This is a genomic window from Knoellia sp. S7-12, assembly GCF_040518285.1.
Taxonomy (GTDB): domain Bacteria; phylum Actinomycetota; class Actinomycetes; order Actinomycetales; family Dermatophilaceae; genus Knoellia.
Map to the genome: position 1 here is coordinate 3,062,232 of NZ_CP155449.1, position 15,839 is coordinate 3,078,070.

The window sequence follows — 15,839 nt, forward strand, 5'->3', positions numbered from 1 at the left end:
CGGCATACGCCGTCGTTCGGGCGTCAGCCCTTGAGCAGTTGGCGTGCCATGACGATGCGCTGCACTTGGTTGGTGCCTTCATAGATCTGGGTGATCTTGGCGTCGCGCATCATCCGCTCGAGCGGGAAGTCGCGGGTGTAGCCCGCACCACCGAGGAGCTGGACCGCGTCGGTCGTCACCTTCATGGCGACGTCGGACGCGAAGCACTTGGCGGCCGCACCGAAGAACGACAGGTCGGCATCGCCCCGCTCGGACTTCGCCGCTGCGACATAGACCATCTGACGAGCAGCCTCGAGCTCCATCGCCATGTCGGCGAGCATGAACTGGATGCCCTGGAACTCGGCGATGTTCTTGCCGAACTGCTTGCGCTCCTTGACGTAGGCCACCGCATGGTCGAGTGCTCCCTGCGCGATGCCGACCGCCTGGGCGCCGATCGTGACGCGGGTGTGGTCGAGGGTGCGCAGAGCGATCTTGAGGCCCTCGCCGGGGGCGCCGATGATGCGGTCGCCGGGGATGCGCACGTTGTCGAAGATCAGCTCACGGGTGGGGCTGCCCTTGATGCCGAGCTTGCGCTCCTTCTCACCGAAGGTGAAGCCCTCGTCGGACTTCTCCACCACGAACGCGCTGATGTTGTTGCCGCGCGCGCCCTCGGGGTCGGTGACCGCGAGGACCGTGTAGTAGTCGGAGACACCGGCATTCGTGATCCACGACTTCTGTCCGTTCAAAATCCAACTGTCATCGCCGGCTGATTTGTCCAACTTGGCCCGGCACTTCATCGAGGCGGTGTCGGAGCCGGCTTCGCGCTCGGACAAGCCGTAGGAGAAGGAGGACTTGCCCTCCGCGAGTGGCGTCAGGTACTTGCGCTTGATCTCCTGCGACCCCCCGAGGATGACCGGCATCGAGCCGAGCTTGTTGACGGCGGGGATGAGTGACGAACTCGCGCACACGCGCGCAACCTCTTCGATGACGATGCAGGTCGCGAGCGCGTCGGCGCCGACACCGCCGAACTCCTCACCCACATGAGGCGCGAAGAAGTCGGACGCGACGAGCGCGTCGTGCGCCTCCTGCGGGTAGCGCGACTCCTCGTCGACCGCAGCCGCGAACGGCGCGATCTTGGCCGCTGCCAGATCACGGACCGCGTCACGGATCGCTTCGTGGTCCTCATTGATCTGGAACAGGGGGAAGTCGCTCGATGAAGTCACGCCGCGATCCTATCGACGCGTATGCCGTCACCCTGCCGGATTCCGTGTGGGACCGACCACTCAGCGCAGGGCGGGGATGACCTCTCGTTCGAACAGCTCGACCCCCGACAGGTCGTAGGCGGACTCCATGAAGTTCGTGATCGCATAGGTCATACCGAGGTCCTGCAGGTCGGCGAGAGCGCTGGCCACCTGGTCGGGGGTGCCGACGGCCGGGCCCTCACGATTGGTCTTCATGGTTCGCGCAATTGCCTCCTCCGGGACTCCAGCGCTGCGCAGATGGTTCTCGATCCAGCGCAGGCGCTCCTGCACCTCTTTCTCGTCGCGCCCGATGATGACGTTGAAGTCCGAGGACCGCGTGATCGTGTCGAAGTCCCGACCCACATCGGCACAGTGCTGCTTGAGGACCTCGCTCTTGTGCCTGAAGACCTCGGGCGTGCCATCGAAGTTCGTGTAGTCGGCGTACTCGGCCGCGATGCGCAGGGTCTTGCGCTCGCCGCCACCCGCGATCCACATCGGGATGCCGTTGAGCTCAGAACCCTCAAAAGCGGTGCCCTGCAACGGTTGTGGAAAGCACATGGCGCCGTCGACCTGGTAGTGCTCGCCGGCATACGTTGCCGTTCCGGTGGTCCACATCTGACGGAAGATCTCGACACCCTCACGCAGTCGTGCGAGCCGCTCCCCCGCACCCGGGAAGCCGTAGCCGTAGGCGCGCCACTCGTGCTCGTACCACCCGGCGCCGATGCCCATCTCGAGCCGACCCTCCGAGATGACGTCGACCGTCGCTGCGACCTTGGCGAGGTAGGCCGGGTTGCGATAGCTCATGCACGTGCACATCTGGCCGATGCGGACCCGACCCGTCACGCCGGCGAACGCTGCCATCAGCGACCACGCCTCGTGCACGGCTTCCTGCGTCGGGTGTGGCACCGGGTGGAAGTGATCGAAGACCCAGATCGACTCCCAGTCGCGTATGCCGTCCGCTCGCCTCGCGAGCCCCGCCATCACGCCCCAGTGCTGCGCCGGCTCGATGCCGACGAGATCGTGACGCCAACCCTGGGGAATGAACAGACCGAATCGCATGCCCTTCACTCAACCCGTCCGCCACCTCCCCCGCAAGCCCCCCGCCCCACAAGCGCCCGTGCGAGGTGCATGATGCAAACGTGAGTTTCCGACAGCGCAATGACCCTGACCTCATCCGCGAGCTCCTCAACGACCCCGGCGTGTGGGTCGTCGTCGGGCTGAGCAACCACGTCGAGCGACCTGCATACGGTGTCTCCCAGTGGCTCAAACACGAGCTCCACAAGGGGATCGTTCCCGTGCACCCCAAGGCCGAGACGGTTCACGGGCAGCAGGGGTACGCGACGCTGGCCGACATTCCCGACCAGGACATCAAGGTCGTCGACTGCTTCGTCAACTCCGCCAACGTCGGTGCGGTCGTGGACCAGGCCATCGAGCACAAGGAGCGCCTCCAGATCGACGCGGTCTGGATGCAGCAGGGTGTCATCGACGACGCAGCAGCCGCGCGGGCACGCAAAGCCGGACTCGACGTCGTCATGGACACCTGCCCCAAGATCGAGTGGCCCAAGGTCAAGCACGAGGGCTCAGCCCGCTAGGACCGACCCCTTGCGCAGTCAGGTCTGTGAGCGGCGTTCGCGCAGGGCCTGGCCCTTGGCGTGCGCCTGATTGCGCAGACCCTTGCGGAACTCCCCCATCGCTGTGCGCAGGCGGGCCGCCTCGTCGCCCTCTCCGGCGCCGAGGATGCGCGCGGCGAGCAGCCCGGCATTGCGGGACCCGCCCACCGACACCGTCGCGACCGGGACTCCGCTCGGCATCTGCACGATCGAGAGCAGCGAGTCCATGCCGTTGAGGTGCTCGAGCGGGACCGGGACGCCGATCACCGGCAGGGACGTGACGGATGCGAGCATCCCGGGCAGGTGAGCCGCACCTCCGGCCCCGGCGATGATCACCCGCAGCCCGCGCTCCTCGGCGTCGAGGCCATAGCTGATCATCTCGTCGGGCATCCGGTGCGCCGAGACGACATCGACCTCGTGGGCGATCCCGAAGTCGTCGAGCACCTTGGTCGCAAGTTGCATGACAGGCCAGTCACTGTCGCTGCCCATGACCACACCGACGACGGGCGAGCCTGCAGGAGAGGGCGATTCGCTCATACCGGTCATTCTTGGACAGCTCCTTCGATGTAGTCGGCCGCGTGACGCGCCCGCTCGCGCAGATCGGCGAGGTCGTCGCCGCTCACGTTGACGTGCCCGATCTTGCGACCGGGACGCACCCCCTTGCCATAGAGATGCGCCTTGATCTCGGGGTCACGCGCCATGACGTGACGGTATGCAGGGTAGAGGTCTGGGTGCTCGCCGCCGAGGATGTTGCCCATCACCGTCCACGGGTGTCGCGGCTTCGGTGAGCCGAGCGGCAGGTCGAGGACCGCGCGCAGATGCTGCTCGAACTGGCCCGTGACAGCGCCATCCATCGACCAATGGCCGCTGTTGTGCGGCCGCATCGCCAGCTCGTTGACGACGAACTCGCCGCCGGGCAGCTCAAACATCTCCACCGCAAGGACACCGGTGACGCCCAGTTCACCGGCGATCCGCAGGCCGGCCTCGGTGGCGTGTGCCGCGAGATCGGGGTCAAGGTTGGCCGCCGGCGCGATGACCTCGGTGCAGATTCCATCGGCCTGCACTGTCTCGACGACCGGCCATGCTGCGGCCTGGCCGGACGGGCTGCGGGCCAGGAGCACCGCGAGCTCACGGGTGAAGCCGACCTTCTCCTCCAGCAGCAGGGGCGAGTCCTCGGCCGCAGCGCGCTCGAGCCAGTCGGTGAGTTCGGCGGAGGAGCCGATGACCCGCACACCCTTGCCGTCATATCCACCGCGAGGGGTCTTGGCGACGATGGGCCAACCGACGTCGCCACCGAAGGCCTCGACGTCCGCAGCGGTTCTGGCGGCCACCCAGCGAGGGCACGGGATGCCCAGGGCCATCAGCCGCTCGCGCATCGCCAGCTTGTCCTGCGCGAACACGAGAGCCTCGGGTGTCGGGTGCATCGTGACCCCCGCCTCGGCCAGGGCTCTCAACACGTCGGCGGGAACCTGTTCGTGGTCGAACGTCACGACGTCACACTCACGGGCGAAGGCCAACACGGCCTCGACGTCACTGTGCTCACCGACGGGCGCCGACGGGATGACGAGGGCAGCGCTGGCGTCGGCCGCCTCGGCCAGAACACTGAGCGTGAGCCCGAGTTCGGCGGCAGGTCCGGCACACATCCGGGCGAGCTGACCGCCCCCGATGATGCCGACGACGGGGAATCCTCCGGGGGCGCGCAGGGGAGCAGTCACCCCGGGAGGATATCTGCGAGTGGTGCCCACCCGGCATACCGGGATCTTCTGCGCCCAAGTCTCCCGCACGCCGCCGGACAGTTACGCTCGCTCGGTGACGTCCACGACACCCGCCGGGGGCCCGATCAACCGGCTCCGCGGAGCGATCGGGGTGCTCTATCGCGAGGCCATCAAGTTCGGTGTCATCGGCGCCATCGCCTTCGTCATCGACATGGGCAGCTTCAACCTGCTCCGTCAGACCCTCCTCGAGGACAAGCCGACGGCTGCGGTCATCGTCTCGGCCTCGATCGCAACGGCGTTCTCCTGGCTCGGCAACCGCACGTGGACCTTCCGGCACCGGCGCAACCGGCCGGCTCACCACGAGGCAGCACTCTTCGCGGGTACCAACGGCGTGGCCCTGCTCATCCAGGCAGCTGCGGTCGCCTTCTCCAACTACATCCTCGGCTACGAGTCACTCACGGCCGACAACGTCGCCAAGATCGTCGCCATCGGGTTGGGGACGCTCTTCCGGTTCTGGGCCTACCGACGGTTCGTCTTTGCCGGGGAGCCCATCGACGTCGACACCTCCCCGCTCGCCGGCCTCCACGAAAGCGCCGAAGACCAGCGCTGACGAGCCCACGGTGCGTGAGTCAGTCGTCGGCTTCGGAGAGGAAGACCGCGAACACCGCGGGCTGGGTGCTGACGAGCTCTAGGCGCCCACCGTTGTCCTCGGCCAGGTCGCGGGCCAGAGTCAGCCCGAGTCCCGAGCCCGACGACGAGACCGACCGCTCGAAGATGTGCGGCGCGATCGTCGATGCCACCCCAGCACCCTCGTCACCCAGCTCGATGACGACCGACGGACCGGCACGGCGGGCCGCGATGTCGACCGTGCCGCGACCGTGCGCGAGGGCGTTCTCGATGAGCGTGGAGACTATCTGGGCCAGGGCCACAGGGGTCGCGCGGACCCGCAACCCACGTTCGCCGTGGATGCGCATGCTCCGCTTGGATGCCGCGAACGCCGGCTGCCACTCGCGCTGGAGCGACGCGAGCACCGCGTCGAGGGACACGCTGGGTCGGGTGGGGTCGCTGACCCGGGTGCGCCCCATGAGGTCGTCGACGACCTTGCTGAGCCGCTCCACCTGTGCGATGGCGACCTGCGCCTCCTCCTGCACAACGGCGAGATCGTCGGTCGCGGCGATCTCGTCGAGTCGCATGAGCAGGGCGGTCAGGGGCGTGCGGAGCTGGTGCGAGGCATCTGCGGCGAAGTCGCGTTCGGCCGCAAGGTTGCGGGTCACCTGGGTGGCGCTGCGCGAGAGGACGTCACTGATCCGGTCGAGCTCGCCGATCCCGGAATCGAGCGGCATGAAGCGGGACTCTCCGGCGCCGAGCCTCTCGGCGCGGGCCGCAAGCTCGGTCAGTGGGTCACCGACGATCCGCGCCCGGCGCTGCGCCACGAACCAGCCGGCCGCGAGGCCGAGGAGGACAAGGACAACAACGAGGCCGGTCAGGAGCAGCGCACCGTCCAGCCCGGAGGTGCGCTCAACAAGGCGTACGCGCCGTTCCATGGGCGCCGACGCCACGACGAGCCCCATCACCAGGAGCGGCACGCCGAAGATGGCCAGCGTGGCGCCGACCGCCGCAAGCGTTGACCTCAGGAGGAGGCGACGCATGCGCCGTCATTCTCCTGCCGGGTCGAAGCGGAATCCGACACCGCGGATCGTGGTGATGTAGCGCGGCTGCATCGCGTCGTCACCGAGCTTCTTGCGCAGCACGGAGATGTGCATGTCAAGGGTTTTGGTCGAGCCGTACCAGGCGGTCTCCCACACCTCGCGCATGAGCTGCTCGCGCGAGATCACCTTGCCCTGGTTGCGGGCGAGGACCCGCAGGAGTTCGTACTCCTTGGCGGTCAGTTGGATCTCGTCGTCGTGGAGGAAGACGCGTCGAGACTCGGCGTCGACGCGGATGTCGACCTGGCCGGTCGGTGCCGCCTCGGGGATGCCTCGGCGGAGCAGGGCGCGGGCGCGGGCCAGGAGCTCGGCCAGGCGGAACGGCTTGGTGACGTAGTCGTCGGCGCCAGCGTCCAACCCGACCACGGTGTCGACCTCGTCGGCTCGTGCCGTGAGCACGAGGACGGGGACCGTGTGGCCCTCGCCGCGCAGGCGTCGGCAGACCTCGAGACCGTCCATCGTGGGAAGTCCGAGGTCGAGCACGACGAGATCGGGGTTCTCGCGTGCCGCCTCGAGTGCCTCGCGTCCGTCGGCGCGGACGTCGACTTCGTATCCCTCACGCCTCAGGGCCCGGGCCAGGGGCTCAGAGATCGCCGGGTCGTCTTCGGCGAGCAGCACACGAGTCATGCCGCGATGCTAGTCGGCTCGGGGTCGCTCACGCGTGCTGATCCCAGGTGCGGCCCCGTCGGGCACCGCTCGACCGGGCCAGTTCGAAGGGAGTGATGGTGCCGATCCCCCGCAGATGGCGCCTTCGTTGCTCGATCATCGAGAAGCCCGAGAGCGTGCCCAGTGACCGCGCGACCTCGTCATCGACGAAGACCCGTCCCGGTGGCGTGACGGCCGTGAGCCGGCTCGCCCGGTTGACCGTCGTGCCGAACACGTCGCCGAGCCGGCTGATGACCTTGCCGTAGGCCATCCCGACCCGCACGTCGGGCAGCAGCGGGTCCTCCCCCATGGCATCGACCAGGTCGAGACCGATCGCAGCGGCGGCATCGGCCTCGACGTGGACGAAGAGGACCTCGTCGCCCACGGTCTTGATGACACGGCCCCCGTGGGTTGCGACGACGTCGCTCGCGAGCTCCTCGAACCGCTGCACGAGGGTCGCGAGCTGCCGCTCGGTCATCCGTCGCACGAGCGAGGTGAAGTTCACGAGGTCGGCGAAACCCACGACGCGCAACGGCGCGCTGGGGTCGTGGTCGGTGTCCCGCGCGTCAGCGAGCATGCGGGTGATCGCGGACGTGAGGTGGCGACGCCACACATAGACCATGAGGGGTTCGAGCTGGTCGACGAGATCGACGAGCCGGGTGGCCGCGGCTTCGGCGACGTTGCGGTCCGGGACGGAGCGCGCGTCCTTCTCACCGATCTCGGCCTCCTGCTCGGGCGGCGTGAGGTACTCGGCCACGAGCTGGGTCTGCCACACGGCCAACCGGTCGGAGGTGCGGGCGAAGGCCCGGGCCATCGCGAGCGCCAGGTCCTCGTCGAGATCGTTGTCGCGCGCAAGGTCGGAGACTCGGCGCAGGGCGTCGAGATCGGCCTCGGTGAACATGAGGTCTTCGTCATCGACGATCTGGAAGCCGAGGGCGTGCCAGAACTTGCGAGCGGACTGCACGGACACCGACGCCTCACGACTGATCTCGCGGCGCCCCATCGTCGCGGGACGGCCGAGCAGCCGCTCCGCGATCTCGGCCTCGAGGTCGCGCGGGATCTCGCTCACCTGAACCCTCCGCTCATCGGACGTGGACGACGTCACCCGCCGCCACGGCATACGGACCGCTGTCCGTCATCAGGCACAGTCTGCCGTCTGCATCGATCTCGGTTGCGACTCCGCGCTCCTCACCCTTGGGAAGGTGCGCGACGACGGTGCGTCCGAGCGTGCCGCACGCGGCAGCGTAGGCGGAGCGGACGGCATACGCGTCGTCGTCCAGTTCCCGCAGGAGACGTGCCAGACGGATCAGGTATGCCGTGAGCACGCTTTCGCGGCCCACTCCCGGTGCGCCGGCGAGACGCAACGACGTGGCGGTGTCGACCGGGAGGTCGGCCCGCTCCTGATCGATGTTGATGCCGGTGCCGATGACGATGCCGGCAGGGGTGAGCTCAGCGAGGATCCCGGCGAGTTTGCGGTCGCCGTCGGCCGGGACGAGGAGGTCGTTGGGCCATTTGAGGCTGATCTCGACGCCACTGACCTCAGTGAGGGCGTCGCGCAGGGCGAGTCCGACGACGAGCGGAATCCAACCCAGCGGTGCGGTGCTCGGTCGCGGCACGAGGACACTCGCGGCGATGCTCGTGCCGGGTGTCGTGGTCCAGGCGCGGTCGAGGCGGCCACGGCCCTTGCGCTGGTCCTCCGCCGTGACGACGCGCCACGGCCGTGGATCACGGGCAAGTTCGGCGTTGGTGGAGTCGAGCGACTCGTGCGCCTCCACCGGCAACCACGGCGGGCCGGGTGTGATGAGGGACGCATCGATCCTGTGAGAGGCAGCGGGAAGGGTCACGAGGTCAAGGCTAGAGTCGCCACCATGGCTCAGACGGACACCCAGCCCACCGGCGGAACCGACCTCCCCGCTGCGGACACGGGCATCGACATCCACACCACAGCCGGCAAGCTGGCCGACCTCAAGCGACGGGTCGGCGAAGTCGCTCACGCCGGCTCCGAGCGGGCGATCGAGAAGCAGCACGCCCGCGGCAAGAAGACCGCCCGCGAGCGCCTCACGATGCTCCTCGACGAGGGCTCGTTCGTCGAGATGGACAAGTACGCCCGGCACCGCTCGGTCGCGTTCGGTCAGGACGCGAACCGGCCCTACGGCGACGGTGTCGTCACCGGTTATGGCACGGTCGACGGCCGCACGGTGGCGGTCTTTGCGCAGGACTTCACGGTCTTTGGTGGGTCACTCGGCGAGGTCTTCGGCGAGAAGATCACCAAGGTCATGGACTTCGCGATGAAGGTCGGCTGCCCGGTGGTCGGACTCAATGACTCCGGCGGCGCACGCATCCAGGAAGGTGTGGCCTCGCTCGGTCTCTATGGCGAGATCTTCCGTCGCAACGTCCACGCGTCCGGGGTCATCCCGCAGATCTCGTTGATCATGGGGCCGTGCGCTGGCGGCGCTGTCTATTCGCCCGCCGTCACCGACTTCACCGTCATGGTCGACCAGACCTCGCACATGTTCATCACCGGACCCGACGTCATCAAGACCGTCACCGGTGAGGACGTGGGCTTCGAGGAGCTCGGCGGTGCCCGCACCCACAACTCCAAGTCCGGTGTCGCGCACTACATGGGCACCGACGAGGAGGACGCCGTCGAGTACGTCAAGGCGCTGCTGTCCTACCTGCCCTCCAACAACATGGAGGAGCCGCCGTCCTTCGACGACGGTGAGCTCGACCTCGAGGTGACCGACGAGGACCGCTTCCTCGACACGATCATCCCGGACAGCCCCAACCAGCCCTATGACATGCACCAGGTCATCGAGTCGATCGTCGACGAGGGCGACTTCCTTGAGGTGGCGCCACTGTTCGCGCCCAACATGGTCATCGGCTTCGCGCGCATCGAGGGCCGCTCGATCGGCATCGTCGCCAACAACCCGATGCAGTTCGCCGGGACGCTCGACATCGACGCCTCCGAGAAGGCCGCCCGCTTCGTACGCACCTGCGACGCGTTCAACGTGCCGATCCTGACCTTGGTCGACGTGCCCGGCTTCCTGCCCGGCACCGACCAGGAGTGGGGCGGCATCATCCGCCGCGGCGCCAAGCTCATCTATGCCTATGCCGAGGCGACAGTTCCGCTGGTCACGGTCATCACGCGCAAGGCCTATGGCGGCGCCTATGACGTCATGGGCTCCAAGCACCTTGGCGCCGACATCAACCTCGCGTGGCCGACGGCGCAGATTGCGGTCATGGGTGCGCAAGGTGCCGTCAACATCCTCTATCGCAAGCAGCTCGCGGCCGCCGCCGAGCGCGGGGAGGACGTTGACGCGGCGCGCCAGACGTTCATCGCCGAGTACGAAGACACCTTGGCCAACCCCTACGTCGCGGCCGAGCGCGGCTACGTCGACACCGTCATCACGCCGTCCAACACGCGGATGAACGTGACCAAGGCGCTGAGGGCGTTGCGCACCAAGCGCGAGACCCTGCCCCCCAAGAAGCACGGAAACATTCCGCTCTGATGGTGGCTCCCGAAGAAGAGCAACAGGCGAGTTCGGTTGCTGCACAGGCGATCGAGGTCATCGGTGATGCCACGCCTGAGCAGGTCGCGGCGCTCGTCGCGGTCCTGTCCGCAGCGTCAGGTGGCGCGGTCGAGAACGCACCGGTCGCTCGCACGTCAGCGTGGTCGGCGCCCGCAGGTCTGGTCCGCCGCCCTGTCACCCCGGGACCGCGCACCTCAGGAACCTGGCAACGCTCCCTGCGTCCCTAACTCACCAATTCCTCCCCTCCGGGACAAACACGCCGGTATGCCGACCGCTCGCCTCCCGTCCCGAACTCACCAATTCCTCCCCTCCGGGACAAACACGCCGGTATACCGGCCGCTCGCCTCCCCGTCCCGAACTCGCCAATTCCTCCCCTCCGGGACAAACACGCCGGTATACCGGCCGCTCGCCTCCCCGTCCCGAACTCGCCAATTCCTCCCCTCCGGGACAAACACGCCGGTATGCCGGCCACTGCCTACCGCTCCCAGCGCGCCAGCTTCTCAGCCAACTTCGTGTGATCGCGGTCGGCCATGACACGGGCAGCAAGGACCTCGCGCGCCATCTCACGATCACCCATCCAGGCGCGGAAGACCTCGGGCACCGTGACGCCGTGCCCGGGGCGCCAGGCCACCTGGATCTCATCGCTGGGGCGAATGGTCCCCTCCTGCGTCACCGATAGATAGGCGCCGGTCCGACCTCGAGCGGTGAACGCCTTCATCCACCCGGGCACACCCATGTGCGCTGCGAAGGTGGCGCAGGGAACGCGGGGCGCCGTCACAGTCAGGACGACCGAGCTGCCGACGCGCCACTGCTCGCCGACGACTGAGGCGTCGACGTCGAAGCCGGCCGTCGTGAGGTTCTCACCAAAGGTGCCCGGCGCGAGGTCCCGCCCGAGATCGACAGCCCACCAGTCCAATTCTTCGCGCGCTACGGCATACACGGCCTGGGTCGTTCCGCCGTGGTGCTTGAGGTTGACGACAGCGTCACCGGCGACCCCGCTCGCACCAGTGCCTTTCGGGCCAGGGTCGAAGACACTGATCTCGTCCGTCGGGTGCTTGTCGATCCCGGTGAGCCGCTTGATGATTCCCGCCGTGGGGCGACCGATGTTGACGGAGTGCACGTGCGCGTTCATGGCTGCAGCCTAAGTGGGCCTGTGGATATCCCGAACCGCCTTTCCGGCCCTGACGCCACAGTGTGGTGATGACTGATTTCGATCCTTTCCGACCCTTCCTCACCGATTGGGCATACACCGCGGGGGTGACGAAGCGGGAGCTGTCCGGACCGGCATACCGACAGATCTTCCGTGGTGTCCACATCAGCGCCGACGTCCCGGACTCCCTCGTGGTGCGCTGCCGTGCCGCCCTGCTGCGCACGCCTGAGTACGGGCTGCTGAGCCACGAGACGGCCGCGCAGTTGTGGGTCCCGTCGTGGCCACGCGACAGCGATGTGCATGTTGCATTCAGCCGAGGCATCAAGACTGTCGGCGAAGGCATCCGCACCCATCGTTTCCGCTACCCCATGGAGCGATGGCACCGCCACGGGCTACCCGTCACGGGCCCCGCGATGACGTTGATCCACCTGGCGGTGCGGTTGGACCTTGTCGGGCTGGTGTCTCTCGGCGACCGGATGGTGGCTCGCGACGTCATCTCACCCGACGAGCTGGTTGCCGCAGCAGAGGCGTGGAGGGCCACGGCAAACGTGCCGCAGTGGCCGCCGCCCGCTTGGTGCGCGCTCGATCGGAATCCGTGCCGGAGACACAGTCGCGACTACTCATGGTGCTCGCCGGGCTCCCCGAGCCTGTCTGCAACCACCCCTATGTGGTGGGTGGCCACGAGAGGTTCCGGCTCGACCTTGCGTGGGTCGAGCCCAAAGTGGCCCTTGAATACGACGGCCGGTGGCACGACGAGCCTGAGCAACGCGCCAAGGACGAGGCCCGCCGCAAGGAAATGCGCGAAGCCGACTGGATCATCATCGTCATCAGAGCACCGGACCTCTACGACCATCCCGAATCGATCGTGGACGAGGTCGTCCAGGCCCTCCGCAGTCGCGGGTGTGTCCTCACGCCGAACGTGTCCTACCAACGCTGGTTCCAGCCGCGCGGTCATGTCGCCTGAGGCGGTCGTGTGCGTCTGTCCCGGAGGGGAGGAATTGGCGACTTCGGGACGCGAGGTGCGCGGACGGCATACCCACGGGTCTGTCCCCGAGGGGAGGAATTGGCGAGTTCGGGACGCGAGGTGCGCGGACGGCATACCCACGGGTCTGTCCCCGAGGGGAGGAATTGGTGAGTTCGGGACTAAAGGGGGAGAACAAGAGCCACCGGGGTGGGTAGCGTCGGGCGGGTGACTGAAACCCCCTCCGCGACCGGCACGACGCCGGCGCCCACGACTGCTCGTGCGTCCACCGCTGTGGACGCCATCGCCGAGCAGCATTTCGACGCCGTCATGGCCCGCAGCCCGATCGAGGCGACCTACCTCGGCGTGGACGTGCGCCAGGACGAGCTCGACGACTTCTCACCCGAGGGATATCGCGCCCGGGCCGACCTGGCCCGCTCCACGCTCTCAAAACTCGCCACCGCCGAGCCCGTCGACGACATCGACCGTGTCACCGTCGCCGCGATGCGTGAGCGCCTCCAGCTCGACGTGGACTTCCACGAGGCGGGGCTCGACCAGTGCGACCTCAACGTCATCGCCTCGCCGATGCAGTCGGTGCGCGACGTCTTCGACCTCATGCCGACCGACACCGCTGAGCAGTGGATGACGATCACCCACCGCCTCGGCGCCCTGCCCACCGCGCTCGACCAGTGGCGCGGATCGCTCCTCGCCTCAGTCGACGCCGACCCCGCCCACATCTCGGCCCGTCGCCAGGTCGAGGCCTGCATGAAGCAGTGCGACGACCTCGTCGGTGACGACGGCTTCTTCGCGATTTTCGCCACGAGCGCCCACACCGCGGGTGACACGCCGTTGCCGCAGGCACTTCAGACTGACCTCGCCGCCGCCGCACAGGGTTGTGCCGACGCCTACGCCGAACTCAGGACCTTCCTCGGCGAGCAGCTCCTCCCCCGCGCCCGCCCCGAGGACGCCGTGGGTCGCAAGCATTACCAGCTGGCGAGTCGTCTCTTCCTCGGCGCGACCGTCGACCTCGAGGAGACCTACGCGTGGGGACAGGAGGAGACCGCACGACTCGACGCCGAGATGCGCAGGACCGCCGACCGCATCGTCCCCGGCGGCAGCATCAAGGATGCGATCGCAGCGCTCGGTGAGGACCCGGCATACCGGCTCGAAGGCACCGACGCCCTCCAGAAGTGGATGCAGACCAAGGCCGACGAGGTCATGGACCTGCTCGATGGCACTCACTTCGACATCCCGGAGCCGGTCCGCACGATTGAGTGCCGGATCGCGCCGACCCACACCGGCGGCATCTACTACACCGGCCCGAGCGAGGACTTCACCCGTCCCGGCCGCATGTGGTGGTCGGTGCCGAAGGGGGTAGAGACCTTCGGGACCTGGGCCGAGCTGAGCACCGTCTATCACGAGGGCGTCCCCGGACACCACCTGCAGGTCGCCCAGACGACCTACCGCGCGGAGCTGCTCAACCGTTGGCGCCGGATGCTCTGCTGGGTGAGCGGCCACGGCGAGGGCTGGGCCCTCTATGCGGAGCGGCTCATGACCGAACTCGGCCACATGGACGATCCCGGCAACTACCTCGGCTTCCTCAATGCGCAGTCGCTGCGCGCCGCCCGCGTCGTCCTCGACATCGGCATCCACTGCGGCTTCGAGGCGCCTGCGGAGGTCGGCGGTGGCGAATGGACCTACGACAAGGCGTGGGCCTACCTCAATGCGCACAACAACGACGAGGAGGCCTCGCTCCGCTTCGAACTCGATCGCTACCTCGGCTGGCCGGGGCAGGCTCCGAGCTACAAGATCGGCGAGCGCATCTGGATGCAGCTGCGTGACGAAACCGCTGCGCGAGAGGGCGATTCGTTCGACCCGAAGGCCTTCCACCGTCGTGCGCTCGACGTCGGATCGGTGGGGCTGGACGTCCTGGTCGAGGCCATGCGCGCCTGAGAGAAAGCAGAGGTATGCCGTCCGCTCACCGGACGGCATACCTTCTCGGGTGCTTCAGTTGGTGCGGGTCACCAGATCGCCCAGCAGGCGTTGACCTGCGGGAGCCCGGCGAAGCGCGCCTCGAAGAACGCAAAGCTCTCGGCGAGCGAGGGAGCGACACCGCCGATGTGCAATGGCACGCCATTGGTGGACAGGCGAATGTTGGCGCCGCGGGCGCACCAGTCCTTGGCGAGCTGTTTGCCGACGGCGTAGGGGATGACGTCGTCGAGGACCGAGTGCGAGACGAGCACCGGCATGGCCGGCTTGCGGTTGCCGATGCGGTTCTCGGCAACGATCGACTTCAACGGCTCCTCCGCGAGGTGGGCGGTGAGCGGTCGCCCGTCCTTGGTCAGGGTGGCCGAGTTCTGGAACGCCGAGTTCGCCAGGTCGAAGACGCAGCTGTTCTCGGTGCGCTTGGCCACGGCCTTGCCGGTGTCGTCGAGATAAGTGTTGATGTCGAGCCCGTGACCGGCGGACAGGCCGATCAGGGCGTAGTTGAGGAACTCCGCGTAGAGGCTCTTGTCGAGGTTGGCCGCGACCTTCGTCAGGTCTGCCGGGACGGCTCCGGCGACCGCGCCCTTGACCCTGAGCTCAGGCGCGTAGGTGCTGGCGAGCTCGGCCGCGGATCCCGCGCCACCGCCACCCTGCGAGTAGCCGTAGAGACCGATCGGGGTCGTGCTCGTGAGGGTGGTGCCGGGGCGCTTGAGTGCGGCGCGGGCGATGTCGAGCACGGCCTGCCCCTGTGCCGCGCGGTTCATGTAGGTGTGCGTGCCAGGCGTCCCGAGACCCTGGTAGTCGGTGATGGCGACGGCGTAGCCGCGGGCGATGAAGCCCTGGAGGAGGTAGTGCTCGTACTCGGTGAACGTCTCGGCCATCTGGCGCGACGGCGCACAGCGGTCACCGACACCCTGGGTGCCGACCGCGAAACTGATGAGGGGACGCGAACCGATGCCGAGGTAGGGCGCCTTCGGCTCGAAGACCGTGCCGGTGACGGCGATCGGGCGAGCGAGCCGGTCCTTGGAGGCATACATCAGGCGGGTGGCGGTGAGGCTGTACTTCGACAGACCCAGCGGGTCGATGAAGAGAGTGGGCGGCTCGATCCGGATGATCGTGCCCGACGTGGCGGGGATCGAAGCCGGCGGCTCATAGAAGGCCGGTCGCGCCGGCTCAGGGGTGTTGGTGACGGTCGTCGCCCCGGCAGTGCCGGGGACGGAGTCGGGACCAGCCGAAGCCGGTGCAGCCACTGCGGCCACGAGGCCGAGGGCGGCGAGCGGGACGAGGGCCCGACGGAACATGCGTGACGTCATTGT

Annotated in this window: 16 protein-coding genes; 6 read left to right on the top strand and 10 right to left on the bottom strand. The window is 67.9% G+C overall.

Translation table 11 applies throughout. The annotated features are described in order from the left end of the window. Positions 1–23 precede the first annotated feature (23 nt). Both V6K52_RS14735 and V6K52_RS14740 read right to left on the bottom strand, forming a co-directional pair. The gene (locus V6K52_RS14735; protein ID WP_353950870.1) at positions 24–1,202 is read right to left on the bottom strand and encodes an acyl-CoA dehydrogenase family protein; all 1,179 of its coding nucleotides are present in this window, start codon (positions 1,200–1,202) and stop codon (positions 24–26) included. Positions 1,203–1,262: 60 nt separating this feature from the next. After that, the gene (locus V6K52_RS14740; RefSeq protein WP_353950871.1) at positions 1,263–2,279 is read right to left on the bottom strand and encodes an LLM class F420-dependent oxidoreductase; all 1,017 of its coding nucleotides are present in this window, start codon (positions 2,277–2,279) and stop codon (positions 1,263–1,265) included. An 80-nt stretch (positions 2,280–2,359) separates the two neighbouring features. On the opposite strand from V6K52_RS14740, the gene V6K52_RS14745 reads away from it, so the two are divergent. Beyond that, a complete protein-coding gene (locus V6K52_RS14745) occupies positions 2,360–2,812 on the top strand; it encodes a CoA-binding protein (RefSeq protein WP_353950872.1) in 453 nt (150 codons plus the stop codon). 18 nt (positions 2,813–2,830) lie between these two features. On the opposite strand, the gene purE is transcribed toward V6K52_RS14745, so the two are convergent. Together purE and V6K52_RS14755 are read right to left on the bottom strand one after the other, a co-directional pair. Next, positions 2,831–3,376, bottom strand: coding sequence for a 5-(carboxyamino)imidazole ribonucleotide mutase (purE, locus tag V6K52_RS14750; RefSeq protein ID WP_353950873.1), 546 nt, complete (start codon positions 3,374–3,376; stop codon positions 2,831–2,833). After that, positions 3,373–4,545: a 5-(carboxyamino)imidazole ribonucleotide synthase gene (locus V6K52_RS14755; RefSeq protein ID WP_353950874.1), complete on the bottom strand. Its 1,173-nt coding sequence runs from the start codon at positions 4,543–4,545 to the stop codon at positions 3,373–3,375. Before V6K52_RS14755 ends, purE begins: the two co-directional genes overlap by 4 nt. 94 nt (positions 4,546–4,639) lie before the next feature. Between V6K52_RS14755 and V6K52_RS14760 the strand changes: the two genes are divergently transcribed. After that, positions 4,640–5,155 carry a GtrA family protein gene (locus tag V6K52_RS14760; protein WP_353950875.1) on the top strand — a complete coding sequence of 172 codons (516 nt, stop codon included), beginning with the start codon at positions 4,640–4,642 and terminating at the stop codon, positions 5,153–5,155. A gap of 19 nt (positions 5,156–5,174) precedes the next feature. On the opposite strand, the gene V6K52_RS14765 is transcribed toward V6K52_RS14760, so the two are convergent. The 4 genes from V6K52_RS14765 to V6K52_RS14780 are packed head-to-tail and all read right to left on the bottom strand — an operon-like array spanning position 5,175 to position 8,740. Continuing rightward, on the bottom strand, positions 5,175–6,194 hold the full coding sequence (locus V6K52_RS14765; RefSeq protein ID WP_353950876.1) for a HAMP domain-containing sensor histidine kinase: 1,020 nt from the start codon (positions 6,192–6,194) through the stop codon (positions 5,175–5,177). 6 nt (positions 6,195–6,200) lie between these two features. Next, the gene (locus tag V6K52_RS14770) at positions 6,201–6,878 is read right to left on the bottom strand and encodes a response regulator transcription factor (protein WP_353950877.1); all 678 of its coding nucleotides are present in this window, start codon (positions 6,876–6,878) and stop codon (positions 6,201–6,203) included. A gap of 28 nt (positions 6,879–6,906) precedes the next feature. Beyond that, on the bottom strand, positions 6,907–7,965 hold the full coding sequence (locus V6K52_RS14775) for an adenylate/guanylate cyclase domain-containing protein (RefSeq protein WP_353950878.1): 1,059 nt from the start codon (positions 7,963–7,965) through the stop codon (positions 6,907–6,909). A gap of 13 nt (positions 7,966–7,978) precedes the next feature. Beyond that, positions 7,979–8,740 (bottom strand): biotin--[acetyl-CoA-carboxylase] ligase, encoded by a 762-nt coding sequence (locus V6K52_RS14780; protein ID WP_353950879.1) that lies wholly within the window; start codon positions 8,738–8,740, stop codon positions 7,979–7,981. Positions 8,741–8,764: 24 nt separating this feature from the next. On the opposite strand from V6K52_RS14780, the gene V6K52_RS14785 reads away from it, so the two are divergent. Both V6K52_RS14785 and V6K52_RS14790 read left to right on the top strand, forming a co-directional pair. Beyond that, complete coding sequence (locus V6K52_RS14785; protein WP_353950880.1) at positions 8,765–10,405, top strand: acyl-CoA carboxylase subunit beta; 1,641 nt, start codon at positions 8,765–8,767, stop codon at positions 10,403–10,405. Next, positions 10,405–10,653 (top strand): acyl-CoA carboxylase epsilon subunit, encoded by a 249-nt coding sequence (locus V6K52_RS14790; RefSeq protein ID WP_353950881.1) that lies wholly within the window; start codon positions 10,405–10,407, stop codon positions 10,651–10,653. The genes V6K52_RS14785 and V6K52_RS14790 overlap by 1 nt, the downstream gene beginning before the upstream one ends. 248 nt (positions 10,654–10,901) lie before the next feature. On the opposite strand, the gene V6K52_RS14795 is transcribed toward V6K52_RS14790, so the two are convergent. Then, on the bottom strand, positions 10,902–11,558 hold the full coding sequence (locus V6K52_RS14795; protein ID WP_353950882.1) for an MOSC domain-containing protein: 657 nt from the start codon (positions 11,556–11,558) through the stop codon (positions 10,902–10,904). Positions 11,559–12,171: 613 nt separating this feature from the next. Between V6K52_RS14795 and V6K52_RS14800 the strand changes: the two genes are divergently transcribed. Continuing rightward, entirely contained in the window at positions 12,172–12,540 is a 369-nt protein-coding gene (locus V6K52_RS14800; RefSeq protein WP_353950883.1) for a DUF559 domain-containing protein, read from the top strand. A 225-nt stretch (positions 12,541–12,765) separates the two neighbouring features. Next, positions 12,766–14,490 (top strand): DUF885 domain-containing protein, encoded by a 1,725-nt coding sequence (locus tag V6K52_RS14805; RefSeq protein ID WP_353950884.1) that lies wholly within the window; start codon positions 12,766–12,768, stop codon positions 14,488–14,490. 68 nt (positions 14,491–14,558) lie between these two features. Here V6K52_RS14805 and V6K52_RS14810 read toward each other — a convergent pair whose 3' ends face one another. Then, complete coding sequence (locus V6K52_RS14810) at positions 14,559–15,836, bottom strand: lipase family protein (RefSeq protein ID WP_353950885.1); 1,278 nt, start codon at positions 15,834–15,836, stop codon at positions 14,559–14,561. Positions 15,837–15,839 lie beyond the last annotated feature (3 nt).